This window comes from Psychrobacillus sp. FSL K6-1464 (genome assembly GCF_038003145.1).
Lineage (GTDB): Bacteria > Bacillota > Bacilli > Bacillales_A > Planococcaceae > Psychrobacillus > Psychrobacillus psychrotolerans.
In genome coordinates this window covers 2831338-2855750 of the sequence record NZ_JBBOOP010000001.1, presented here as the reverse complement: position 1 = coordinate 2855750, position 24413 = coordinate 2831338, and the positions used below count along the sequence as shown (strand labels likewise).

General features: G+C 37.4%; 22 protein-coding genes, 16 tRNA genes, 1 rRNA gene and 1 other annotated feature. Of the genes, 29 read left to right on the top strand and 10 right to left on the bottom strand.

The window, feature by feature from the left end:
- Positions 1-28 precede the first annotated feature (28 nt).
- The 17 genes from rrf (at position 29) to MKX39_RS14475 (ending at position 1783) form a co-directional block, all read left to right on the top strand.
- A 5S ribosomal RNA gene (gene rrf / locus MKX39_RS14555) occupies positions 29-144 on the top strand.
- 8 nt (positions 145-152) lie between these two features.
- Positions 153-227, top strand: a tRNA-Asn gene (locus tag MKX39_RS14550).
- A 5-nt stretch (positions 228-232) separates the two neighbouring features.
- Positions 233-324 (top strand) — tRNA-Ser (locus tag MKX39_RS14545).
- A 24-nt stretch (positions 325-348) separates the two neighbouring features.
- A tRNA-Glu gene (locus MKX39_RS14540) sits at positions 349-423 on the top strand.
- Positions 424-484: 61 nt separating this feature from the next.
- Positions 485-560: transfer RNA gene (locus MKX39_RS14535), tRNA-Val, on the top strand.
- A 35-nt stretch (positions 561-595) separates the two neighbouring features.
- A tRNA-Met gene (locus MKX39_RS14530) sits at positions 596-670 on the top strand.
- Between the two features lie 3 nt (positions 671-673).
- Positions 674-749: transfer RNA gene (locus MKX39_RS14525), tRNA-Asp, on the top strand.
- Between the two features lie 132 nt (positions 750-881).
- Positions 882-957, top strand: a tRNA-Phe gene (locus tag MKX39_RS14520).
- 9 nt (positions 958-966) lie between these two features.
- Positions 967-1042, top strand: a tRNA-Thr gene (locus tag MKX39_RS14515).
- A 6-nt stretch (positions 1043-1048) separates the two neighbouring features.
- Positions 1049-1132: transfer RNA gene (locus MKX39_RS14510), tRNA-Tyr, on the top strand.
- Positions 1133-1138: 6 nt separating this feature from the next.
- A tRNA-Trp gene (locus tag MKX39_RS14505) sits at positions 1139-1212 on the top strand.
- A 27-nt stretch (positions 1213-1239) separates the two neighbouring features.
- Positions 1240-1315 (top strand) — tRNA-His (locus tag MKX39_RS14500).
- 34 nt (positions 1316-1349) lie between these two features.
- A tRNA-His gene (locus tag MKX39_RS14495) sits at positions 1350-1425 on the top strand.
- A gap of 1 nt (position 1426) precedes the next feature.
- Positions 1427-1498 (top strand) — tRNA-Gln (locus MKX39_RS14490).
- A 3-nt stretch (positions 1499-1501) separates the two neighbouring features.
- A tRNA-Gly gene (locus tag MKX39_RS14485) sits at positions 1502-1576 on the top strand.
- Between the two features lie 10 nt (positions 1577-1586).
- Positions 1587-1660: transfer RNA gene (locus tag MKX39_RS14480), tRNA-Cys, on the top strand.
- Positions 1661-1700: 40 nt separating this feature from the next.
- Positions 1701-1783, top strand: a tRNA-Leu gene (locus tag MKX39_RS14475).
- A gap of 270 nt (positions 1784-2053) precedes the next feature.
- Here the strand turns inward: MKX39_RS14475 and MKX39_RS14470 are convergent.
- Positions 2054-2902: an MBL fold metallo-hydrolase gene (locus tag MKX39_RS14470; RefSeq protein ID WP_093538554.1), complete on the bottom strand. Its 849-nt coding sequence runs from the start codon at positions 2900-2902 to the stop codon at positions 2054-2056.
- 313 nt (positions 2903-3215) lie between these two features.
- A complete protein-coding gene (locus MKX39_RS14465; RefSeq protein WP_093538555.1) occupies positions 3216-3998 on the bottom strand; it encodes an alpha/beta fold hydrolase in 783 nt (260 codons plus the stop codon).
- Between the two features lie 226 nt (positions 3999-4224).
- Positions 4225-4439: a binding site (T-box leader), on the top strand.
- A 49-nt stretch (positions 4440-4488) separates the two neighbouring features.
- On the opposite strand from MKX39_RS14465, the gene proS reads away from it, so the two are divergent.
- On the top strand, positions 4489-5928 hold the full coding sequence (proS, locus tag MKX39_RS14460) for a proline--tRNA ligase (RefSeq protein ID WP_093538556.1): 1440 nt from the start codon (positions 4489-4491) through the stop codon (positions 5926-5928).
- A gap of 61 nt (positions 5929-5989) precedes the next feature.
- Here the strand turns inward: proS and MKX39_RS14455 are convergent, their stop codons facing one another.
- The 3 genes from MKX39_RS14455 to MKX39_RS14445 are packed head-to-tail and all read right to left on the bottom strand — an operon-like array spanning position 5990 to position 8409.
- The gene (locus MKX39_RS14455; RefSeq protein ID WP_093538557.1) at positions 5990-6616 is read right to left on the bottom strand and encodes a TerD family protein; all 627 of its coding nucleotides are present in this window, start codon (positions 6614-6616) and stop codon (positions 5990-5992) included.
- 39 nt (positions 6617-6655) lie between these two features.
- Positions 6656-7714, bottom strand: a complete 1059-nt coding sequence (locus MKX39_RS14450; protein WP_340770026.1) for an ATP-grasp domain-containing protein — start codon at positions 7712-7714, stop codon at positions 6656-6658.
- Entirely contained in the window at positions 7714-8409 is a 696-nt protein-coding gene (locus MKX39_RS14445; protein ID WP_340770024.1) for a B3/B4 domain-containing protein, read from the bottom strand. Before MKX39_RS14445 ends, MKX39_RS14450 begins: the two co-directional genes overlap by 1 nt.
- Positions 8410-8465: 56 nt before the next feature.
- Between MKX39_RS14445 and queG the strand changes: the two genes are divergently transcribed.
- The 6 genes from queG to MKX39_RS14415 all read left to right on the top strand — a co-directional run bounded on the left by queG (position 8466) and on the right by MKX39_RS14415 (position 12720).
- Positions 8466-9605 (top strand): tRNA epoxyqueuosine(34) reductase QueG, encoded by a 1140-nt coding sequence (gene queG, locus MKX39_RS14440; protein ID WP_340770022.1) that lies wholly within the window; start codon positions 8466-8468, stop codon positions 9603-9605.
- 12 nt (positions 9606-9617) lie between these two features.
- Complete coding sequence (gene trmL / locus MKX39_RS14435; RefSeq protein WP_093538561.1) at positions 9618-10091, top strand: tRNA (uridine(34)/cytosine(34)/5-carboxymethylaminomethyluridine(34)-2'-O)-methyltransferase TrmL; 474 nt, start codon at positions 9618-9620, stop codon at positions 10089-10091.
- 330 nt (positions 10092-10421) lie between these two features.
- Positions 10422-10604 (top strand): hypothetical protein, encoded by a 183-nt coding sequence (locus tag MKX39_RS14430; RefSeq protein WP_093538562.1) that lies wholly within the window; start codon positions 10422-10424, stop codon positions 10602-10604.
- Between the two features lie 39 nt (positions 10605-10643).
- Positions 10644-11474: an aldo/keto reductase gene (locus MKX39_RS14425; RefSeq protein ID WP_340770019.1), complete on the top strand. Its 831-nt coding sequence runs from the start codon at positions 10644-10646 to the stop codon at positions 11472-11474.
- A 459-nt stretch (positions 11475-11933) separates the two neighbouring features.
- Positions 11934-12152: a hypothetical protein gene (locus MKX39_RS14420; RefSeq protein WP_093538565.1), complete on the top strand. Its 219-nt coding sequence runs from the start codon at positions 11934-11936 to the stop codon at positions 12150-12152.
- 16 nt (positions 12153-12168) lie between these two features.
- On the top strand, positions 12169-12720 hold the full coding sequence (locus tag MKX39_RS14415) for an NUDIX hydrolase (RefSeq protein WP_340770016.1): 552 nt from the start codon (positions 12169-12171) through the stop codon (positions 12718-12720).
- A 482-nt stretch (positions 12721-13202) separates the two neighbouring features.
- Here MKX39_RS14415 and MKX39_RS14410 read toward each other — a convergent pair whose 3' ends face one another.
- From MKX39_RS14410 to MKX39_RS14400, 3 genes are read right to left on the bottom strand one after another with little or no spacing between them, the layout of a single operon-like run.
- Entirely contained in the window at positions 13203-14051 is an 849-nt protein-coding gene (locus MKX39_RS14410; RefSeq protein WP_340770015.1) for an RluA family pseudouridine synthase, read from the bottom strand.
- Between the two features lie 52 nt (positions 14052-14103).
- Complete coding sequence (locus MKX39_RS14405) at positions 14104-14574, bottom strand: thioredoxin family protein (RefSeq protein WP_340770013.1); 471 nt, start codon at positions 14572-14574, stop codon at positions 14104-14106.
- 1 nt (position 14575) lies between these two features.
- Positions 14576-15001 (bottom strand): disulfide oxidoreductase, encoded by a 426-nt coding sequence (locus MKX39_RS14400; protein WP_340770011.1) that lies wholly within the window; start codon positions 14999-15001, stop codon positions 14576-14578.
- A gap of 128 nt (positions 15002-15129) precedes the next feature.
- Here MKX39_RS14400 and MKX39_RS14395 point away from each other — a divergent pair, with 128 nt between their 5' ends.
- From MKX39_RS14395 to MKX39_RS14380, 4 genes are all read left to right on the top strand, one after another.
- Positions 15130-16671, top strand: coding sequence for a carbon-nitrogen hydrolase family protein (locus tag MKX39_RS14395; protein ID WP_093538573.1), 1542 nt, complete (start codon positions 15130-15132; stop codon positions 16669-16671).
- Positions 16672-16692: 21 nt separating this feature from the next.
- Positions 16693-18414 (top strand): phospho-sugar mutase, encoded by a 1722-nt coding sequence (locus tag MKX39_RS14390; protein ID WP_340770009.1) that lies wholly within the window; start codon positions 16693-16695, stop codon positions 18412-18414.
- A gap of 134 nt (positions 18415-18548) precedes the next feature.
- Positions 18549-19664 carry a GAF domain-containing sensor histidine kinase gene (locus MKX39_RS14385; RefSeq protein WP_340770008.1) on the top strand — a complete coding sequence of 372 codons (1116 nt, stop codon included), beginning with the start codon at positions 18549-18551 and terminating at the stop codon, positions 19662-19664.
- A gap of 12 nt (positions 19665-19676) precedes the next feature.
- Positions 19677-20324 carry a response regulator transcription factor gene (locus MKX39_RS14380; RefSeq protein WP_340770006.1) on the top strand — a complete coding sequence of 216 codons (648 nt, stop codon included), beginning with the start codon at positions 19677-19679 and terminating at the stop codon, positions 20322-20324.
- A gap of 80 nt (positions 20325-20404) precedes the next feature.
- Here MKX39_RS14380 and MKX39_RS14375 read toward each other — a convergent pair whose 3' ends face one another.
- Together MKX39_RS14375 and MKX39_RS14370 are read right to left on the bottom strand one after the other, a co-directional pair.
- Entirely contained in the window at positions 20405-21289 is an 885-nt protein-coding gene (locus tag MKX39_RS14375; protein ID WP_340770004.1) for a cation diffusion facilitator family transporter, read from the bottom strand.
- Positions 21290-21370: 81 nt separating this feature from the next.
- Positions 21371-22705, bottom strand: a complete 1335-nt coding sequence (locus MKX39_RS14370) for a hemolysin family protein (protein WP_245762770.1) — start codon at positions 22703-22705, stop codon at positions 21371-21373.
- Positions 22706-22926: 221 nt separating this feature from the next.
- Between MKX39_RS14370 and chrA the strand changes: the two genes are divergently transcribed.
- Positions 22927-24084 carry a chromate efflux transporter gene (gene chrA / locus MKX39_RS14365; protein ID WP_340770001.1) on the top strand — a complete coding sequence of 386 codons (1158 nt, stop codon included), beginning with the start codon at positions 22927-22929 and terminating at the stop codon, positions 24082-24084.
- Positions 24085-24413: the final 329 nt, after the last annotated feature.

Here is a 24413-nt window from a genome sequence, read left to right as displayed (position 1 = left end):
CTAAGTATTGTCTTTCAAATTAATAAGGTCTAGTGATGATGGCGAAGAGGTCACACCCGTTCCCATACCGAACACGGAAGTTAAGCTCTTCAGCGCCGATGGTAGTTGGGGGTCTCCCCCTGTGAGAGTAGGACGTTGCTAGGCTGTATTATTCCGAAGTAGCTCAGTGGTAGAGCAATCGACTGTTAATCGATTGGTCGTAGGTTCGAGTCCTACCTTCGGAGCCATTTTAGGAGAGCTGTCCGAGTGGCCGAAGGAGCACGATTGGAAATCGTGTAGGCGGGTTAAACTGTCTCAAGGGTTCAAATCCCTTGCTCTCCGCCAGATTAGTTTTCTACATAAAAGTATGGCCCCTTGGTCAAGCGGTTAAGACACCGCCCTTTCACGGCGGTAACACGGGTTCGAATCCCGTAGGGGTCACCATTTATTAAATTGAACGAATGAAGTTGACGCAGAGATGCGAAGATTATCGTAATTTTACCCAGGAGGATTAGCTCAGCTGGGAGAGCATCTGCCTTACAAGCAGAGGGTCGGCGGTTCGAGCCCGTCATCCTCCACCATTTCTTTTGAAACAAATTAGCAATTATAGTATTGTCGCGGGGTGGAGCAGTGGTAGCTCGTCGGGCTCATAACCCGAAGGTCGCAGGTTCAAATCCTGTCCCCGCAACCAAATGGTCCCGTGGTGTAGCGGTTAACATGCCTGCCTGTCACGCAGGAGATCGCCGGTTCGATCCCGGTCGGGACCGCCATTTTTTAAAAGATTGGTGATAAGCAAGAAGGTCGAGGAAGCGATTGAGTGATGGAAGAAACGTACTAAAGTACGTGACTAACTGAACGAATGAAGCTGACAAAGAGATTCGCAGCTTAGCACAATCAAATTTGGCTCAGTAGCTCAGTCGGTAGAGCAAAGGACTGAAAATCCTTGTGTCGGCGGTTCGATTCCGTCCTGAGCCACCATATTTATAAGCCGGAATAGCTCAACTGGTAGAGCAACTGACTTGTAATCAGTAGGTTGAGGGTTCAAGTCCTTTTTCCGGCACCATACACTGGTGGGGTAGCGAAGTGGCTAAACGCGGCGGACTGTAAATCCGCTCCTTCGGGTTCGGCGGTTCGAATCCGTCCCCCACCACCAGTTTTTAGGGGCATAGTTTAACGGTAGAATAGAGGTCTCCAAAACCTTTGATGTGGGTTCGATTCCTACTGCCCCTGCCAATTTTTTTTAGTTAGCTTTGAATAATGGCGGTTGTGGCGAAGTGGTTAACGCATCGGATTGTGATTCCGACATTCGGGGGTTCAATTCCCCTCAGTCGCCCCATATTCCTTAGTAGTTAGCTCTTTTTTTATTTGTGGCGGTTGTGGCGAAGTGGTTAACGCACCGGATTGTGATTCCGGCATTCGGGGGTTCAATTCCCCTCAGTCGCCCCATTGGGGTATAGCCAAGCGGTAAGGCAATGGATTTTGATTCCATCATGCCCTGGTTCGAATCCAGGTACCCCAGTTTGCGGAAGTAGTTCAGTGGTAGAACACCACCTTGCCAAGGTGGGGGTCGCGAGTTCGAACCTCGTCTTCCGCTCCAATTACTTTACGGCGGCATAGCCAAGTGGTAAGGCACAGGTCTGCAACACCTTTATCACCGGTTCAAATCCGGTTGCCGCCTCCAATTTTTAAAAATGATTTAATAACTGCCTAGTATTTATTTTGCCGGTGTGGCGGAATTGGCAGACGCGCGGGACTCAAAATCCCGTATCCTCTGGATGTGCCGGTTCGACCCCGGCCACCGGTATAAAAGCAAAGAACCCTTGATATTTCAAGGGTTCTTTTTTTGGGAAAATGTAGATAACATAGTTGTACTATAAATAGAAAAAGAAATTACTCACGGTTTCAATAGTAGTAAGAATAAGCCCAAGAGAAATCACCTCTTGGGCTTTATATGTTTATGAACTAACACAAAGCTTTTGATCATTTAGTGTGTTCCTACAATAGTTAGGAATCAACATGGCAAACTCCGTACTCCTTTGGAATTTAGTGCAATTCTCTTTAGCAACGATACATGTTACGCAAAACCATTTACAAAGTACTCGATTATTTCTAAATCGTCTTCCGTCACGTCACGGTCAAAAAGAGAGGACATCTCTTCTACAATTGCCTCTATTTTTCCTTTATGTTTATTTGTTAATTCTGCACTTGTCTTTAATAATGATACAAAGGAAGTAAATTCATCCTTTGTTAAAGGTGCTGGATGATGAGATAGGAAGAAGATTTCTGCGTCATAGCCTTCAATTTTCTCCAAAAGCTTATACATCTTTTCAATGGTATAATGCCACTTTTCTGCGTACATATTTGCATAGAGACAGTCACCAAGAAATAATGTCTTTTCCTCTGCTATATAAATGAGATTCGAATCAGGTGAATGATCTCCACCAACATGTTCAATGATACAGGTAACCCCACCTATATTAAGTTTGATTTGCTTGTCAAAAATGATAGTGGGATCTGGTATGATAACTTCTCGCATACTTCCTAGCTCTAGCTTTATCGCATCTGCACAAAAAGGAATTTCAATCCCTGCTTCGACACGTCCATCCAACTCCTTATCTTCCCATGATAGCTTTTGAAGTTCTTTTACTTTGTTATAGGTCATGGAATTGGCAACTGAAGGAACATCCATTTCACGTAAGCCAAATACATGATCCCAATGCCAATGTGTGAGAGCCAGAATATCCCCTGTGAGATGATAGGAAGCTAATTGCTCTTTAAAGTATTTAGCATGATTAGAAGAATTACCAGCATCAATCAGTAGAGTCTGTTTGTCCCCTACAATAGCAGCTAATATCGGTCGATCTGTCTTTTGATATGGAGGCAGGTAAAAGAGTCGATCGGAAAGTTTTTTCAATGTTTGCATGAACTCGTACTCCTTAGATATGTTTGTAACGTTCATTATATACTACTGTTACAGGTGATGAGAAATAAAACTAGAAGTGTAATTGAACTTTGCATTTCGGGAGGGGATACAAAGTTGTTAAATCTAGTTGCATATAAGTTTGCTCGTGCAAACATGTAAAATTTATTATTGTTTGATAAAGATCCACTTTCATTTAATTTTTTAAACTATATATGTACTTTAGTAAGTGAGACTCTTAAAGGTAGAGTTTGAAAAGATTCACAAGATAGCTTATTAAGCCCTCCCGTGAACCAATTCTAATAGTAAGTAAAACCTATCCAACAAACTGTTTGATTAGCTCGTTAAATTTTTCTCGTTCTTCCCAGAAAAGCCCATGTCCGCTATAGTGAAATGGAACGAGATGCGAATTTTTTATGGCTTCGTTAAGCTCTTGAGCTTGTTTAAATGGCACAAGCTTGTCATGCACACCATGAACGATTAATGTAGGAACTGTTATTTTAGGAAGATCAGTATCAAGCTTTTCATCTCTTAAAGTGTTGATAATTGCTGCAGTGGACCATCCAGCTGCCTGTAGTCCTAATCCATTAAACCAATTAGAGAATGGGGCAGAAATATATTGAAAGAAAAAAGTATCTGTTACACCTTGCATCATTTTAGGTCGGTCGTTTAATGTTTCTGTAAGAAGTCGGTTCGCTGTTTCTTGTGTAAATCCAGTTGGAGCAGCGGCGTCTATTAGAATCAGTCTCGATAATCCGTAAGCATTGTGACGAGTCGCATATCGTATAGCGATTGCTCCTCCTGTAGAATGGCCAGCTAGAGTAAAGTTGGTTAACTGGAGTGATTTAACTACTGCATGGATGTCATCTGCTAGTCTGTCAAAGTTGTAACCATGGATTGGTCTATCTGACTTTCCAAAACCTCTCCAGTCAATACCTATACAGCGGTAACCCATTGATGGGAGAACATCATACTGATATTCGAATTGTTCATGGTTTAAAGGCCAACCATGTAAAAATACAATTGTCTTGCTTGCACTAGGATTAATATCCTCTACAAATAAATTAACACCTTGTTCTACGTTTACAAAGTAACCCACGCCAATTCCTCCATGAAAAAGTTTTATAGGTTAAGATACTCGAAAGTGTTTAAATGGGTGAATCGCAAGATACTAACCGCAAATCGCAAATTAGAATTTTTTAATCGCAAGTTCGCCTAAGATAATCGCAAGTTCCAAGGCTTGCTCTTTTATAAAAAAACATAAAATTATTAGCAGAGCTTTATTCACATTGTATTAAAGTAGGATATTTGGTATATTATTAGTAATACAATCTACGAAGTGACCAAGTAAATGAGAATTGTGAAACAGAAAGTATAGCCAATGCTGAAAGCTATACCACCGCTTCTTATTGAAACCTATCACGGAGATGTTATGTAAACATAACCGACTCGTTTTCGTTAACAAACGTTTAGAGGGCTTAAAATTTTAAAGCTAAACTAAGGTGGTACCACGTCTATTCAGCACAGAGACGTCCTTTTACGAGGATGACTTTGTGCTTTTTTCATTGATGTAAATAGGAGGAATATAAATGACAAATCAACAGCAAAACGATTTTACTAAATGGTATATTGACACGATTCAGAAGGCAGATTTAATGGATTACACACCAGTTCGTGGGTGTATTGCTTTTAAACCAGATGGCTTTGAAATTTGGGAGCATATTCAAGATGAGATGAACAGACGTTTTAAAGAAACAGGTCACCGTAATGCTTATTTCCCAATGCTAATTCCTGAGTCTTTTTTCCAAAAAGAAAAGGATCATATTGAAGGGTTTGCGCCAGAATTACCATGGGTTACTGAGGCAGCTGGTGAAAAATTAGAAGAGCGTTTAGCATTACGCCCAACATCAGAAACAATGATTGGTCATTTGTATTCGAATTGGATTAAGAGTTATCGTGATCTGCCAGTTCTTATTAACCAATGGGCTAACGTTTTTCGTTGGGAAAAGAAAACACTTCCGTTTATCCGTACTTCTGAATTTTTATGGCAAGAAGGACATACAGCACACGTAGACGAGGAAGAGGCACGTCAGGAAACAATGCAGATGCTTAACATCTATAAAGAGGTTGTAGAGGAGCTTTTAGCAATTCCAGTATATGATGGTCAAAAAACACCTTCCGAACGTTTTGCAGGAGCTGTAGATACCTATTCTATCGAAGCTATGATGAAAGACGGAAAAGCAGTTCAAGCTGGGACTTCTCATTACCTTGGAACAAAATTTGCGGAAGCATTTGATATCAAATACTTAAACAAAGAAAACAAGCATCAGCATGTGCATACAACATCTTGGGGAACATCTACTCGTTTAATCGGTTCAGTTATTATGGTACATGGTGATGAACAGGGTCTTGTATTACCTCCACGTGTTGCACCAACTCAAGTAGTGCTAATTCCTGTGGGTCCTTGGAAGAAGAACCCTGCAATTATGGAGAAACTAGATGAGCTATATGCAGCATTGAAAGCAAAAGGTATCCGTGTTCGTCTTGATGATTCAGATCAATCTCCTGGTTATAAATTCAATGAATGGGAGCTAAAAGGTGTACCGGTTCGTATTGAATTAGGACCTCGTGATTTAGAGAACAATCAAGCGTTGATCAAAGTACGTGACCTGACAGAAAAAGAATCAGTAGAAATTGCTGTTATAGTAGAACGTATTGAAGAAGAGTTAACTACTATGCAAACACGTTTACTGGAGAAAGCTCGTGCATTCCGTGATGAGAATTCCCATACAAATGTAGATTCTCTAGAGCAGTTAAAACAACATCTTACGGATTCAACGGAAAATGGCACAATTCCTGGATGGATTCTTGCAGGATGGTGTGGGGAGGATGCTTGTGAAGAGAATGTGAAGAATGAAACGAAATTTACGACTCGTAATATTCCATTCAACCCACCAGCTGAAAAAGCAACATGTATTAACTGTGGGAAGGATTCGAAACATACTGTATGGTTCGGTCGTGCCTACTAAAAAATAGTAGTGATTAAAAAAAACAACCCTAAGTGGTTGTTTTTTTTGATGACGAAACATATTATTTTGATCCTGCTACCCAATTCATACCCCAGTTATACGCATGATCCATCTCTTTATGACCCTTGAAGTATTCTACTAAGCGTTCAATTTTAAATGTCTCATTATTTACATTTTCAATCATTGCGACTGCACACATTATTTGTCCATTACGATGTTCATCTAGCTTCACTTCAATAGCTGGGCCAGCCGGATATGTTAATGTAACAACTCCATCTGCTTCTGCCCAATTGGCTACCCCTTGATAGATAAATGAATACACCAAAATTCTTTTTATATCTGTTATTTTATTTCCGTTAATTCTCAGGTTTTCTCCTCCTGATAGGGAACCAGTACGATCATCACCATCGAGTTCCATATAGGGTGCTTGCTTTAGTGTGCCAAAAGCGTTACCTAAAGCTTGTACGCAGCCTTTTTCGCCGTTATTTAATTCATATAAGCAACCTAGGTCTAAGTCTACACCTTTAGGTTTTCCACCGAGTAGGGAAGAAAGGAATCCAGTAGATTTTGCTTTAACTTGTTGATCCCATTGGAGATTTACTAAAATTTCTCCGATATTATTGTTGTTTTTAGTAAGATTAATGGACTGTCCCTTTTTCTTAAGCTCAATCTTGTTCAAATTTACCATCAATAATCACTCCTTTTCTAATTTCACCATTTTGTCTACTTAAACTAAAACCGAAGAATCTTCTGAAGATAGGATTACTGGCTGTTCTATGTGTGTTGCTTTCAAACCAAATTTAGGATAAAGAGGCTCCAACTGATTACCTAGCAATAATTTAATAGCATAGTAGGGGAAATTGATATCTGCTAGACAGCTGATGTGCAATCCACCACTCATGCGGGGATTAATCTCTAGTAGCTTAGGAATACCGTCTTTGTATTTAACTTGGATATTAAATACATAAGGAATTTTATATTGTATTGCCATTTTCTCTGCGATTTCGATTAAATCTTTGTTGTATTCAATTTCTCGAATACGTCCATTTCCTTTTTTCCTAGGTATTGCGGTAAGTAGTGTTCCGTCTGCATCAGCTAAACAGTCGATACTATACTCATAGCCATCCAAATATTCCAAAACCATTAAGTCCGGGAAATGCTCCTGCGTTTGTAAGATTCTAAGAGCAGTTTCATATGAAATTTTTTGAGAAGAAGCAGTATTGAATATAAAAGGAATCGTATCTGCATCATTATCAATAATTCGGAATCCGCTTGCTCCTTCTCCAATGACAGGTTTAATGCATAGTTTCGTATTATCCCTACTTAATTGTTCATAGGCTTCTTTAAATTCCTGCGCATTGTTAACAATTTGATAGGATGGAATAGTAACGATAAAGTTACCTTCCTTTTCTTGGTTTTGTAAAGATAGATACATCGCTGCTTTGTTATCAACCATGGCCATTAAATCACCATCCGGACAAACCAACACTGACACACCGATGTCTTCGAACTTTTCTAAGTGCCGAGATATAAGCACGTTTTCTTTTCGTGGAACAAATATATGAATCTGATTTTGTATACAATAGTCTAAGCAAAACTGTATATAATCCTCACCCTCAATATCTGGCTCTGTACTAAACACATCACAATAATTGAAATATACAGTGTCAGAATTAGGATGTGTTCCATGAATGATAAATTCTTGTTGATCGGGATTATGACGTATCAACTCCATGTAGTGTGAAACAGTTGAAAACCATCTATTAAACCAAATATTGAGGACCATTATAATTCTCCTTTGCTCGTATGAAAGTTTGTATTTAAAATATTTGTTTTAAAATCACCACCATGTATTTGAGTAAACATGGAAGCCATAGATTCAAGTAATTTCTTACTTTCCTCTACCTTAAAGGAAGGACGTAGAAATACGATTTGTAATGCTTCTGTAGTATCTTCTGTTACAGCTGTTCGCGCAGAGTCTACAAATGGACTTCCAAATGGCCCTGCCTCATCCTGTAGAGTTATAATATTTTTTAATGTATTATCTCTGCCATTTAACCCGACATAAGTTGTTTTTACGGTTCCAATAGTGATGTTTGTTTCACCTTGAATTTTCGCCACATCATATATACCCATTGGAATTTCATATTGCATAGAGAAGAAGTTGTTTAAATCTACAGCAGAATGCATGGGTGTGATATAATTTTGTTTTGCAATCCTTCTATACATAGCTTCCATTGAAGGGCGATAACGATTAGGATCTGCTCCGAACTTTTTCCAGAGAGCTCTCCATTCTTTAATCCCCGCGAAATCATTTACGGGCTTGTCGTCCATTTCAAAGAAAAGTTGCTCTTGAAATAATTGAAGTCGTCCTTTAAGCATTTGGGGTGAGGAAGTAACAATAATTTTGGTATAATGAATAATGCCTATTTTAAATGAGGGCTCTATTTCAGTAATTGAATCATCCAATTTTACTAACATATCAACCATCCTTACAATTATTTTTCTTAAGTGTAGCATAAGAAAGGAGAACATTTGTGAATATCATTCAGTTTCAAGAAAACCTCATAGATTATGCAGCATCCATTGGAATTGACAAAATTGGATTTACTTCTGTTTCTCCATTTCATGAATTAAAAAATCGATTAATCCGACAGCAGGAGTTAGGGTATGCCTCTGGATTCGAAGAACCTGATATTGAGAAAAGAGTGCATCCTGAAAACTTGTCAGCAGAAGCTAGTAGTATTATATCTATTGCAATTGCGTATCCTTCAAAAATGAAAGATGCCCCTCAAAGTGTGAAAGGTGCAAGACGAGGAATCTTCGCACGCGCATCATGGGGTATAGATTATCATACAGTTTTACGTGAAAAATTAGCACTGTTAGAATTATATATTTTATCGCATATTCCAGATGCTAAATTGCGTTCAATGGTAGATACGGGAGAACTTTCGGATCGTGCCGTAGCAGAGCGCGCCGGAATAGGATGGAGTGCAAAAAACTGCGCTATTATTACTCCTGAGTTTGGTTCTTATGTCTATTTAGGAGAAATGATTACGTCAATTCCTTTTGAGTCTAGTGAGCAGATGGAGGACCAATGTGGTGATTGTCGGTTATGCTTAGATGTTTGTCCAACAGGAGCCTTAATAGAAGGTGGTCAGCTAAATGCCCAACGCTGTATTGCTTTTATAACCCAAACGAAAACAATGGTTCCAGATGAATTTCGAGCAAAAATTGGCAATCGCATATATGGTTGTGATACATGCCAAACAGTTTGTCCAAAAAACAAAGGCAAAGCCAATCTTCACCAAGAATCGTTTAAGCCAGAACCTGAGTTAGTGAAACCTTTGCTACTACCTTTACTTAAAATGACGAATCGCACATTTAAAGAAACATATGGTCATATGTCCGGTGCTTGGCGAGGGAAGAATCCAATTCAGCGAAATGCTATAATTGCATTAGCTCATTTTAAAGAGCAGGCAGCTGTTCCAGCACTGATAGATTTAATGCAACATGATGCTAGACCAGTCATCCGTGGTACAGCAGCGTGGGCAATAGGTAAAATAAATACACAAGAAGGCTTGCTAGCCCTTCAAGAGGCTGAACAAAGTGAACAAGTGGATGAAGTTTTAGAAGAGATTCGAAAAGGGTTAGAATATTATACAGTAGAGAATTAGGAAGTGGAATATTTGAGTATTAATGTTGTTTTATATCAACCAGAAATACCTGCTAATACAGGGAATATAGCTAGAACTTGTGCCGGAACAGATGTTAAATTACATTTAATCCGACCTTTAGGATTCTCAACAGATGATAAGATGCTAAAGCGAGCAGGATTAGATTATTGGGAACATGTAGATATTACTTATTATGATGGTCTCGATGAGTTTTTTGCAGCACATCCATCTGGCGAATACTATTTAATTACAAAGTTTGGGGCTAAGCCACATACTACGTTTGATTTTAGTGATACGGAGAAGGATCATTTCTTTATTTTTGGACGTGAAACAAAAGGGTTGCCAAGAGAGTTTATCGATGCACATCCTGATCGTGCATTGAGAATTCCTATGAATGATAATATTCGTTCGTTAAATTTATCGAATACAGCAGCCATTCTAGTTTACGAGGCATTACGTCAGCAAAACTATCCAAATTTGCACTAAGAAGAGCTAGGTATCATGATTGGGTTCACTAAAAAAACGGACGAGGTCATAAATGACTCGTCCGTTTTAACAATAGATTATTTTTCAGATGCACCTGGTTTGTCATCGTATCCTGCTGTGAAAATTGCCACAAGGAACGAAATACTAACACCAAGAATAAGGATTAGTTTCATATGGAGTGCCTCCTCTATAGTATTCTGCACCTAGTATACCCTAATTTGTTTGAAAAAGAAATATTTCAAAAAAACGAAATTTGACAAAAATCGTTCATTTGAATGTTGCAACCTTTCGAATATTCTACTAACATAAAGAAAAGGAGTGATTTTTGATATGAACGAATTCAAAAATGGTCCAGAGAACGGTTCAATGGCAACAAACATGGAAGAAGTAAAGCAGTTAGGAAAACAGATGGATAGAATGAGAGACAACAAAGAGCTAGAAGAAGATAATCGTGTGTCCGATCCAGCTCAATCCGAAGATACATCTTCCATGAAGAAAAGAGAAAACGACTGAGTAACTCAGTCGTTTTCCTCCTAAGAAAGGATGAGAACAATGGCTTTAAATATACGTTCAACGAAAAAGTTATCAAATGGAATTGAGATGCCTAGATTAGGATTAGGTGTTTATAAAATGACTGAACCTGATATTGCAATTCAAGCAATGACAACTGCTCTAGATTATGGCTATCGTCATATTGACACGGCAAGTTTATATGCGAACGAAAAAGAAGTGGGCGAAGCAGTTAGATCATCAATTGTTCCACGCAAAGATATATTCATTACTACAAAGGTGTGGAATACAGATCAAGGCTACGATCAAACTCTCAGAGCATTTGAAAAGTCTTTAAAGCTCTTAGAGATGAATTACGTAGATTTATATTTAACACATTGGCCAATTACAGAAACTTTTGTAGATACATATCGAGCAATAGAACGGTTATATGATGAAAAGCTAATTCGAGCTACAGGTGTTGCCAATCATCATCAGCATCATTTGGAGGCTATTTCTGTTAAAGCAAACGTTAAACCAATGGTTAACCAAATTGAATGTCATCCACGCCTTACGCAGTTTGATCTACGTGAGTATTGTGCAGAACAAGAAATCGCGATAACTTCGTGGTCTCCACTTGCAAGAGGACGAATATTAGAGGAACCAACATTACAACGTATTAGTAACAAATATGGTAAGTCTACTGCTCAAACCATTATAAGATGGCACCTGCAACATGATTTGATCGTCATTCCTAAGTCAGAAAATCCATCTAGAATTGCCGAAAATATGGATGTATATGATTTTGAGTTATCATTCGAGGACATGAAAAATATAGATGCACTTAACTTAAATGAGCGTACTGGTAAAGATCCAGATAACTTTAGTTTTTAATAAGATGATTTAAGTAATATTGCACGATAGTATCTCTCCTGATTTGGAAGAGAAACTATCGTGTTTTATTTATATTGGAAAATATTACGAAATAATGAAACCTATTACATATTTAAGCGTATTAGTAATAATACATGAATAAATATTAGATGAGGTCAATAATGAATATATTTTTTGAAAAGACTTACAAGAAAAAAAGTAGTAAGCCGTTCCTAATATTAAAGATGCTATTGATAAGTTTGATGATTGCAATGCTAATAATGACCATATGGAATAATTTAGATATTTTTTATGTGAGATTAGTATTCATATTAGCAGGGATTAACTTTTTGGTAGATGCTATAGAAAGTTATCTTCAAAAAGAAAATAAAAAAGTGATAATAAGAGAAGTAGTGTTAGGGACTGTACATATATTATTTGCTTTAATCCTTAAGTGGTGAGTGTTAGGAGGAGAATTTAATGGAAGGTTTTATGGGAACAGGAAATTGGCTAGGCATCTTATCTATCGTTTTTATAGTATTATGCTTTTATTTTACGCTTACCTTTTTTCAATACTTAAAACAAGAGGACGCACGTTTAACTAAACAATCCAAATTTGGAGCAGTTATTTGCCTCGCAGTGAGCTTGCTAATTCCAGCAATATACAATCTATATATATTTTTTGAGATGATGAGGTAAGGGAGAGTATGGGGTTATGAAGCAATGGAAGACGTTAAATACGGAGTATGTCCATAAAAGCTCTTACGGAAATATTAGGAAAGATATATGTGAGCTTCCGAATGGTCTGGTCATTAATGATTATTTTGTAAATGAGTATTCCGATTGGGTGAATGCTGTTGTACTAACTAAGGAAAATAAAATACTACTGGTAGAGCAATATAGACATGCCGGAAATGATATCTATTTAGAAATTCCTGCAGGTAAAAGAGAACATGGGGAAACGGATGAGGAAGGCATTATAAGAGAAGTTAAAGAAGAAACAGGGTACATTTCACGACAAACACCTATTTTGCTGGGTGAATTTATGATTAATCCCGCTACGCAAACTAATAAAATTAGAACCTACCTCCTGTTGGATGCATATAAACAATTTGATCAAGAACTAGATGAAACCGAGGAGATATGTGTACAATTGTTAGATTTTGAATCGTTAGGTTCTCTTATAAAAACAAATAAGATCAAAACACAGCTTTTTACTGCTCATGCTTATTATCTGACAAAGACTTTCCTTTCTGAAAACCCGTAAAAGCAAAGGAGTGATTATTATTTCTAGCACTTACTTCATATTATTTGTAATTACTCTCGTAAGTATACTTTTCAATTTTATTTTGTCGAAACTGTACAAAGACAAGGAAAAAGTAGATAAGGGTTTTGTATTTGGTTATCACGAGCTAACCCATAGAAGAAAAATGGTGCGAACACTTTGGACAGCTCCTTTTTTAATTCTTTGTTTAATTATGATAAACAAAGTTAGTGAATGGCCATCGTCCTTAATTCTCCTGTTCTCCATCTTTTGTTTTGTAACGATTGTTTGGGATTTTTCTTATAACTATTTAAAGTGGAAAAAGTTAGAGAAAAATAGAGGAGAAGTAGAAGAAAAAGAAAAAGTAGAATCCATATAAAAAGCAGATGAGAAATAAAAATCTCACCTGCATTTTCATTTGTGCAACGTTTGAATTCATACTCGAACGTCCACTGATTTACTGCCGTAGCATCAATCTAGTTCTGTTAGCGTTTATCTTCTATAACGAGTACTTCACCTGTTATGGGATGATTAAATTGGACTTTAAATGCATGAAGCTCATACATTTTAGTAGGTGTTCTTTTAGCACCATATAGTTCGTCTCCAACAATTGGATGGCCTAGATAAGCTAAGTGAACTCGAATTTGGTGGGTACGTCCAGTTTCTAAAATGGCATGTACTTTCGTGAATTGTTCATGTTTCCCTGCAACTTCATAATGAGTAATTGCATTTTGACCAGATGGAGAAACTCTTTTGCGCGTCGGATGATGGCGATCATTACCGATAGCTGCTCGAATGGTGCCATGCTGGTTTTTCACTTGACCTTCGACAGTTGCCTCGTACGTTCGAACAATTGTTTTGTTTTCTAGCATACGATCAAGCATTCCTTTGACAAGTGGATTTTTTGCAATAACTACTAATCCCTTTGTACCTTCATCGATGCGATGTACATGTTCGCCGTAATGATGGTCTTTACTGTGTAAATAATTTGTCACAGTGTTCATAAAGGTGTGATTTTGACCATCTTCGTTAGGATGCGTCGATACTCCGCGTGGTTTAGAAGCGATTAGTAAATACTCATCTTCATATGCTACATATAAAGGAATCTGATCGGAAAGGAGATAGTTTGAAGATTCTCCCTCCCATTTAATAACTAGTACATCACCTTTTTTGTTTGGAAGCTTCCATTGTAGAAGTTCTCCGCTCTTGTTGCTTACGGCTTTCTGCATTAGTAACTCATGTATTAACTTCTTGCCTAATTTCCATTTCTCTTGAAATAGACTATTGATCGTTAATCCATCTTCTTGTACGGTATACGTTAATGTATGAATCATCTTCCTAACTCCTTTAAAAAAAGGGTCTGTCTGCTCGACATGACCCTTTTGTTTATTTTAAAACGATTTGATCGAAGAATCCTTGAATTTGTTCATTAGAAACGGCGCCTGTTACTCTTTCTACTTCTTTGCCATCTTCAAAATAAATCATTGTTGGTGTTGCTTCGATCCGGTAATCATTCCAACCCTTTTCATACTCAAGTACATTGTATTTAACGATCTCAATCTCATTTTTTTCAGCAAGTGGTGTTAGACGTGGTGTCATTTCTTGACAATGTACACACTCTGGGCTGAAGAAGTAAGCTGTCACTGGTTCTCCAGTAGCAACCTTTTTTTCTAATTCTGCGGGTAAAATAATATTTTGATAGTTTGGATCATCGATTAAATCAATAGTAGACTGTTGTAAATCATCCGTATCGTATGGATTGTTAGCTAATGCATCTTTGTTTTTCTGAGAGTTTAACACAAAGATTAATACAAAGACCGCGACGATAATACCACCAAAAATAAGTAGTTTTTTCAAGTTACTTTTCCTCCTTGATGTCCCTCCATACTAAAACACTTGTAATTGCAATTAAAATAAATGCAATAAGAGCTAAAAATGGAATTGTTATGAAACCTGCATAGTTAATATATTCTCCTGTACACGCTACTCTACCACATGCGGGTGCTGATTCTTGCATGAAAGTAAGTTTTTGAATGCTATAATGATAAGCAGATATACATCCACCAATCACGGAGAATACAAAAGTTGTTACTGCAATTTTAGGGTTTTTTTGAACATATGCAATCCCTAATATTAGCACAAGTGGATACATGAGTATACGCTGGTACCAACATAAATCACATGGTTCGTATCCTCTTACTTCTGAAAAGTAGAGTGAACCTAATGTTGCAGTAAGGGAAACTGTCCACATTAATAGTAATAGATTTTCCAGTTTTTTTGTCATAGGAACTCCTTTAAATTACTTTGAACTCAAATTAAAGTATAATCCTTCTTTAAATACATGTAAAATATTTTATCTGAAGAGCAAATAGCTATATAATGAAAGTTACTGATGAAAGAGGAGCCGATACAATGACAGAAGAATTTGATTTATCCCCATTCGAACAAAGCATGATTATAAGACAAACGTCTTTTTCCGATATAGAGTCGATCTTAGAAATACAACGACAATGTTTTCCAGGTATGGACCCATGGGAAGTATCCCATTTACGAAGCCATTTAACTATTTTCCCAGAAGGCCAACTGGTCGCAGAGCTAGACGGCAAAGTAATTGGTTCCTGTTCTAGTCTTATTATAAATTTTGATGAGTATGATGATCGTCATTCTTGGTCGGATGTAACAGATGCAGGCTACATTACGAACCACAATCCAGATGGCTATAATTTATATGGTATTGAAGTAATGGTGCATCCTGAATATAGAAGAATGAAGGTTGGTCAACGTTTATATGAAGGCAGAAAAGATATTGCAAGACAGTTCAATTTAAAGTCCATTATAATCGGAGGGCGCATTCCTAACTATCATAAATTTGCAGAAGAAATGTCTCCAAGAGAATATGTGACATCTGTTTCTCGCCACAAAATATATGATCCAGTTCTTACCTTCCAATTGATGAATGGCTTTACGCTAATGCGTATTAACCCAAATTATCTACCGGATGATATGGCGTCTGCCAAATATGCAACGCTGATGGAATGGAATAATGTCGATTATATTCCACTTTCTAAACGTCACTTTAAAACAAGCTATCCTGTACGAATTTGTGCAGTGCAATATATGATGCGTAAAATAAATTCATTTGAAGAGTTTGCTAACCAATGTGAATATTTTGTGGACGTAGCTTCCGATGCTCAATCTGATTTTGTAGTGTTCCCGGAAATCTTTACTACACAGTTAATGTCCTTCCTGAATGAACCATCGCCAAGTCAGGCAGTTCGTAAACTGACAGAATATACTCCGCAATATATGGAGTTATTCTCAGATTTATCGATTCGTTATAATATCAATATTATTGCTGGTTCTCACTTCGTGGAAGAAGAAAACGAGGAAATTTATAATATCGCCTATTTATTCCACCGAGATGGTGCAATTGATAAGCAATATAAAATTCATATTACACCGAACGAACGTAAATGGTGGGGAATTAGTGCAGGCGATTCTGTACAAGTATTTGATACGGATTGTGGGAAAATTGCGATTCAAATTTGTTATGATATAGAGTTTCCAGAACTTGCCCGCATAGCTACTGATATGGGTGCAAATATTATCTTCGCTCCATTTTGTACCGAGGATCGTCAAGGATACTTACGAGTTCGCTATTGTGCACAAGCACGTGCTATTGAAAACCAAATCTATACTGTTATTTCAGGTACAGTTGGAAACTTGCCACAAACAGAAAATATGGATATTCAATATGCACAGTCTGCCATTTTCGCACCTTCTGATTTTGAATTTGCACGTGATGGTATTGTGGGAGAAACAGAACCAAACGTTGAGATGGTCTTAATAGGGGATGTAGATTTAGAAATTCTCCGTCGTCAACGTCAAGACGGGACAGTTAAGCATTTAAAAGATAGACGTCATGATGTATACAGTATCGATTATAAAAAATAATGAAGTGGAGTTGACTTTCCTATGCGTTATAGACAACTATTTGACCAATGGAATAACTTCTCAGAGTTAGAAACCGATTGGAAAGAGAACCTTCAACACCTAGCCAAGGATGAAAAAAGGATAGAGGATGCATTTTACCGTGATCTAGAATTCGGAACAGGTGGAATGCGTGGAGAAATTGGTGCTGGAACGAATCGTATGAACACGTACACTGTTCGTAAAGCGACTACAGGTCTAGCTTCTTATATTAAGGGAGCTGGAGCAGAAGCTATGGAGCGTGGAGTAGTTATCGCTTATGATAGTCGAAGATATTCTCCAGAGTTTGCGCGTGAAGCAGCGAATACACTAGCCTCTAATGGTATTAAAGCGTATTTATATATGGAACCTAGAACTACACCTCAGCTGTCATTTACGGTTAGACATTTACACGCATTTATGGGGATAGTTATTACTGCAAGTCATAATCCTCCTGAATATAATGGATACAAAGTATATGGCGAGGATGGTGCGCAGCTAAACATTGAGGACGCTGAGGTTGTTATTCAGCATGTCAATGATGCAGGAGATGCACTCCATATCGATCAACGAAATCCTGATAAACAATTAATAATTCAATTAGATGAAAAATTGGATGAAGCTTATTTGGAAGCCTTAAAAACAGTGCAAGAAAACGAAGAATTAGCATCTTCTTCTGATCTGAAGGTGGTATTCACTCCCTTACACGGTGCTTCTGGTAAAACAGTCCAACGTATATTAAACGAAGCTGGTTACAAGCATATTTCCTATGTAGAAGAACAGATGGAGCCAGATGGAGACTTCCCTACAGTGGAATCACCAAATCCGGAAGAGAAAAGTGCTTTTGAATACGCAATTCAGTACGGCGAAAGAAATCATGCAGATATTCTAATAGCAGTCGATCCAGACGGGGACCGCGTTGGTATTGCCGTAAAATCGGATTTTAAGTATGAACTTTTAACTGGCAATCAAACAGGTGCGATATTAATCGAATATCTATTATCACAACGTAAAGCGAAGGGTAATATCCCAGCTAATGGTCGCATATTTAAAACGATTGTTACTTCGGATCTAGGTCGTGTAATTGCCGAATATTACGGAGTAAGTTCAGAAAATGTATTAACAGGCTTCAAATTTATCGGTGAAAAGATTAAGAAATACGAAGAGACAAAAGAGTTTGAGTTTCTATTTGGCTATGAGGAAAGTTATGGTTACTTGATAAAAGATTTTGCACGTGATAAAGATGCCGTGCAAAGCGTGTTAGCGATAGTAGAAGCTGCTGCCTATTATAAGCAACAAGGAAAGACCTTACTCGATGTTTTAGCTATGTTATATGAAAGACATGGCTTCTATTTAGAAGGGCTTCAATCTGTTACGAAAAAAGGAGTAAGTGGTGCGAATGCCATTAAAAACTTACTAGAGCAGGTTCGGACAAACAGAATTACGGAAGTAGCAGGGATAAATGTTACCTCCCAAGAGGATTACTTGCACTCCACTCGAATGTTTACTGATGGACGAGAAACAGAGGAATTATTCTTACCAAAATCAAATGTCCTTAAGTACTTCCTTGCAGACGGCTCATGGGTTTGTGTAAGACCAAGTGGAACCGAGCCTAAGATCAAATATTATTTTGGTGTACTTAGTGGCACAGAAATAGAAAGTAAAGAAAAACTAAAGTCTTTGAAGGAAGATTTTTCGTTGAAGATGAATCAATACTTAGTAGATTAATATAGAAAACAGGAAAAGTGAAATCTCTTTTCCTGTTTTTTTTTCGGTCAAAAGTATGATGTGCATACCCTACAGTGAATAGTAAATAAGTGATACTATGGAATTATCTGAATTACATACTTGGAGGAGTTTACATGTTATCAAATGAACTCTCGAACATAGAATTACTAAAAGAAATAGCGGAATTGTTAAATGAAGAAACGGAAATGGAGAAAATGCTACAAGGAGCCTTGCAAAAACTATTAGATGGTACCTTATTTGAAACTGGATGGATATTCTTTATTGATGAAAAAGGAAAACAACAGTTAATTGCACATGAAAATTTACCGAACGCATTAAAGCAGGATGACTGCAGACATTTGCAAAAGGATAGCTGCTGGTGTGTGTCCAGGTTTCAAAAGGGTGAGTTAAAAAAAGCTTCCAATATTATTGAGTGCAAAAGAATAGTAAATGCAAGAAAAATGAGTAATGAGGACAGTGGGGGAATCACGCATCATGCAACTGTTCCCTTACAATCAGGTCAAGAAAGCTTTGGCCTATTAAATGTTGCGACTCCAAACACGATACGATTTTCAGACGGCGAGCTTGCGTTGCTCGAATCGGTGGCTTTTCAAATTGGGTCAGCAATTAAGCGGATTCTCCTCACAAGACAGGAGCAGCAAGTAGCTCTTGTACAGGAGAGAAACCGATTAGCACGAGATTTACATGACTCCGTTAACCAATTACTATTCTCCGTCACGCTTACTGCCCGTGGAGGAATTGAAATGACAGAGCAGCCGGATATTAAAGATACATTTAAAGAAATTCAATATTTAACGCAAGAAGCACTAACAGAAATGCGCGCACTCATTTGGCAGCTACGCCCCAAAGGATTAGAATCAGGAATTATTGAAGGCCTTAAAGGATATGGAGATATTCTGGGGCTTACAATGACAGTGAAAGTAAAGGGCGTTGTTAACTTACCTGCGATTATAGAAGAAACACTGTTCAGAATTGCTCAGGAAGCACTGAATAATATTCGGAAGCATTCTGGTGTGCTCATAGCAGAACTATACTTAACGGTTACTTCTACAGATGTATTGTTAGTTGTGAAAGACGAGGGTTGTGGATTTCATATGAAAGAACCCAATAAGCTACGTTCAATTGGTTTACAGAGTATGAAGGATAGAGCTAGTTTTGTTGGTGGGACAGTGGATTGGGTGACAGGTTGCGAACAAGGAACAGAAATATTAGTGCGATTACCTTATTAGGAGGGGGCAATTATGATACGTGTATTAATAGCTGATGATCATCATGTAGTAAGAAGAGGATTAATGTTTTTTCTGAAAACCCAAAAGGATATGGATATTGTAGGGGAGGCTACTAACGGAAAAGAAGCGATGGAGCTAACAAAAAGTTTAAAGCCTGATGTTATATTAATGGATTTAGTGATGCCAGTAATGGACGGAATTGAAGCGACGAAACTTATAAAATCTACTAATCCGGAAATTCAAATACTAATGCTTACTAGTTTTTCAGATAGAGATCATGTAATTCCTGCCTTAAAAGCTGGCGCAGCGGGTTATCAGTTAAAGGATATAGAACCGGATGACCTCGCTGATGCCATTCGTAAGCTCATGCGCGGAGAAAATACGATACATCCAGAGGCAACAACTCAATTAGAAAAAGAGTGGGAGCCAGTAGTACCAAGTCCACATGAAGAACATCCTTTAACACCTAGAGAGCAGGATGTATTATCTGAGTTGACAAAAGGAAAGAGTAATAGAGAAATAGCATCCTCCTTGTTTGTCACCGAAAAAACAGTCAAAACACATATATCCAATATATTCGCGAAGCTATATGTTCAAGATCGTACACAAGCCGCCCTATATGCAGTAAAACACGGCCTAACAGAACCAAGCGGACGATGAAAAGCACGGAGAATCGCAATGACTATGCGATTCTCCGTGCTTTTTGTTTATTAACGTATCGATCGATCAGCAGAAACTATCTACTTCTGATCGAGCATGTCCATATTTGGCTCAATGTGGACTAAGATAACTGAAAAAGGTTTGACCTTCATAATACGATGTTCTATTTCTTCTGTTATACGATGACTATTCAACACGTTTAAATTTGGATCCACTGTAACCGTAATATCGACAAACATTAAATTTCCATGCATTCTCGCTTTAAAATCGGTTAACTCATCCACACCCTCGACTAGTCGTACTATCGTAGAGAGGGATTCAGCTTCGTCCACATTAAAACCGTCGGATAGCGTATATGCTGCATCATGAAAAATAGTATAGGCGGTATAGATAATGATGATACCAACTAACAGGGCAGTTATACCATCTAAAAGAGGAAAACCTAAAATAGAACCGACGATACCAATAGTTGCACCGATACTAACAAGTGCATCAGAGCGATTATCATAAGCTGCCGCTTTTAGAGCCGCACTATTTATACGGTTTCCAAGTTTTAAATTATATCTATAAACAATATACATGATAATGGCACTAAACAAGGCTACAATTGCGGTTAAAAGGGAAGGTGCCTCTTGGATAGGGTTAGCAAGATGTTGTACTGCTTGAATGAGAACCTGGATACCGATAAACGCCATAATAAAAGCGGCAACAAGGGAGGCAATGGTTTCTGCCCGTAAATGTCCATATTGGTGATGCTTATCTGGTGGTTTTTGAGAAATTCGCAATCCGATTAATATGGCAACGGTCGCAATGATGTCTGTAAAATTATTTAGACCATCGGCTTTTAAGGCTTCAGATGAACCGATAATACCTACAGTTAACTTTAGTGTACTTAAAAGCAAGTATACGCCAATGCTAATCCAAGCACCTTTTTCCCCTTCACGTAAGTTTGTATATAGCTCCACAATGTTTCCTCACTTCAACAATTATAGACATAGGAAAACGACCCTCATTTGAGAGTCGTTTTTTGAAATCTAATAATTTTTTTATTCCACTATAGGTTCTAGTTCTTCAACTGGAGGTGCAGATTTAATAATCTCTAGATATTGAATATGATGCCCATCAACTTCTTTAATCATGAAATCATAGCCTTGTTCCTGAATCTTTTCACCTTTAATGGTTTCGTAGCTTTTAGTCATAAACCAACCACCTATAGTATCTATATCCTCTTCATCGATATCTATACCAAGTAGGTCGTTAACATTTTCTATTAACATTTTCGCATCGAGAATATAATGATTTTCCTCTAACTTTTGAACTTCTGGAAGTTCATCAGTATCGAACTCGTCACGTATATCTCCTACGATTTCTTCGATAATATCTTCTATAGTTACAAGTCCTGAAGTACCACCGTATTCATCCATTAAGATTGCCATATGAATTCGTTCACGTTGAATCTTAAGTAATAAATCAGCGATTGGCATATTCTCAATAACTCGGATAATCGGTTGCATATAATCACTTACGGGTGTGGTTGCATTCGTAGGATCCTTTATATATGCAGTTAACAAGTTTTTCATATTTACAAGTCCAATAATATGGTCTTTATCACCGTCAGTTATTGGATATCTTGTATATTGTTCCACACCGATCAACTGAAATACTTCATCTAATGTAAAATCTTTATCAATAGAAGTAATCTCGGTGCGTGGAACCATGATTTCTTTTGCAATACGATCATCAAATTCAAAGATTTTGTTAACATATTTGTATTCAGCTTGGTTGATTTCTCCGCCTTTAAAGCTATCGGAAAGAATCATACGAAGCTCTTCTTCGGAATGGGCTACTTCTGACTCTGATACCGCATTTAAACCAAATACTTTGGTTGCTAAGAAACGAGCAGAACCATTCATACCGTGAATAACTGGATACATAAGTTTATCGAAAATGATAAGCGGTTTTGCTACCGCTAATGTAATTTGTTCAGACCTTTGAATAGCAAACGTCTTTGGTGTTAACTCTCCTACAACTACATGTATATAAGTTACAAGAGAGAATGCAATAATAAATGAAAGTAAAGAGGAAACACTCTCTGGGAGCTCAAAATAAGTAAATGCCGGATGTAAAATCCGTTCAATTGTCGGTTCTCCGAGCCAACCGAGCCCTAAAGCTGTTATGGTAATCCCGAGCTGACATGCAGATAGATATTCATCCAGATTGGAAACTACTTTTTTGGCATTTATCGCCTTAGTGTTTCCTTCAGCTATAAGCTGATCAATTCTTGTAGTTCTTACTTTTACAATTGCAAACTCACTCGCAACGAAAAATGCAGTGAATGCGATTAAGACAGCAAATGCTGCCAATCGTATGGCTATGTCCAAATAATTACTTTGTCCCTAACCCAAATGGGGGGTAAGACAAAGTGTACACCTCCTGTTTTCTAAAAAATAGTTTATACGTTTAATAATAAAATATAAAAAAAGAAATTACAAATCTTTCTACTTTAAATAGAGATATTCTATTAATAATTTTTACAAAATCTTAACATTTACACGCTGAAAATTATTAGATAATAAAGATTATGCCCGTAGAGGAGGTAAAAATGAAAAATAAATATATCGACATACTGAAAGCATCTACTAAGCTTGGCTTAACTTCATTTGGAGGACCAGCTGCTCATATTGGTTATTTCCGGGACGAATATGTGGAAAAAAGAAAATGGCTAGATGACAAGTTATATGCTGATATCGTTGCGCTATGTCAGTTTTTACCTGGACCGGCCTCCTCCCAAGTAGGAATCTCTATTGGATTATTAAGAGGGGGATTATTGGGAGGTATAATCTCGTGGATAGGTTTTACAATGCCGTCTGTAATTATTTTAATGTTATTTGCTGCATTCATATCGAGTTCAGGATCTTTTGATAGTGGGTGGATTCAAGGACTAAAAATAGTGGCTGTTGCTGTAGTAGCACATGCGTTAATAGGTATGCAAAAATCATTAGCACCAGATCGTATAAGAATAAGTATCGCCATAGGATGCGCAATATTAACATTGCTTATTCCTACCGCAATTGGACAAATCACGATTATTCTCATAGCAGGTATTTTTGGTTTTTTCTATTATAAAAATGACGCAATAGAACCAGCACCTGAAATGAAGTTAAGTTTTGGTAAAAAGACTGGCATTATTAGCTGGGTATTATTTTTCGCATTGCTCACTTTGCTTCCATTACTAAAACCGTTTGTACAATCTGTCTATTATACGATATTCGATACTTATTACCGCGTTGGATCAATTGTATTTGGTGGTGGGCATGTTGTATTACCAATGCTACAAAGAGAGGTAGAGCTATCTGCTGATATGTTCCTGACTGGTTACGGAGCAGCACAAGCAGTACCAGGACCATTATTCACAATCGCTGGTTTTTTAGGACAGATAACTGCTGGTACAGGTGGAGCATTGATTGCCGTTTTTGCGATGTTTTTACCTTCCTTTTTATTGGTCATTGGAACATTGCCATTTTGGTCTATTATTCGTTCTAAAAAAGGGATTCAAGCAGCTTTAAAGGGAGTGAATGCAGCCGTTGTTGGAATTCTTCTTGCAGCACTTTATGATCCTGTTTTTACAAGTGCGGTAAATAGTACGCTTGATTTTGTTATTGTGTTAATTACTTTTACACTTTTAGTGGTGTATAAGTTAGCGCCATTCAAAGTAGTACTCATCAGTATTGTGTTAGGTGCAATTGTTCATTCATTATAAAAATTCAAAAAGTATTGACAATTAAAATTTCGGTATGCTAATGTTAATATACACAAAAAAATGGAAATGGAGGTATGACAAATGATTCGTTTAAAAGATAGCGTTGTTAACTTAAAAAGTTGTTCATACCTTCCATTAGATCGGAAATGATTTAATAATAGACTTTTGTATTCTATTGTCTATTATTGAGCGCATTACCTCTAGATGGGTAATGCGCTTTTTTCTGTCTTTTTGACTTCCAATTTTTGGTGAAAAAGAAAAAGGAGTGTTGGGTATGGAAACAATTCAACGGACAAAGCAAATTTTATTAAAGGAATCTCTTGAAGGTG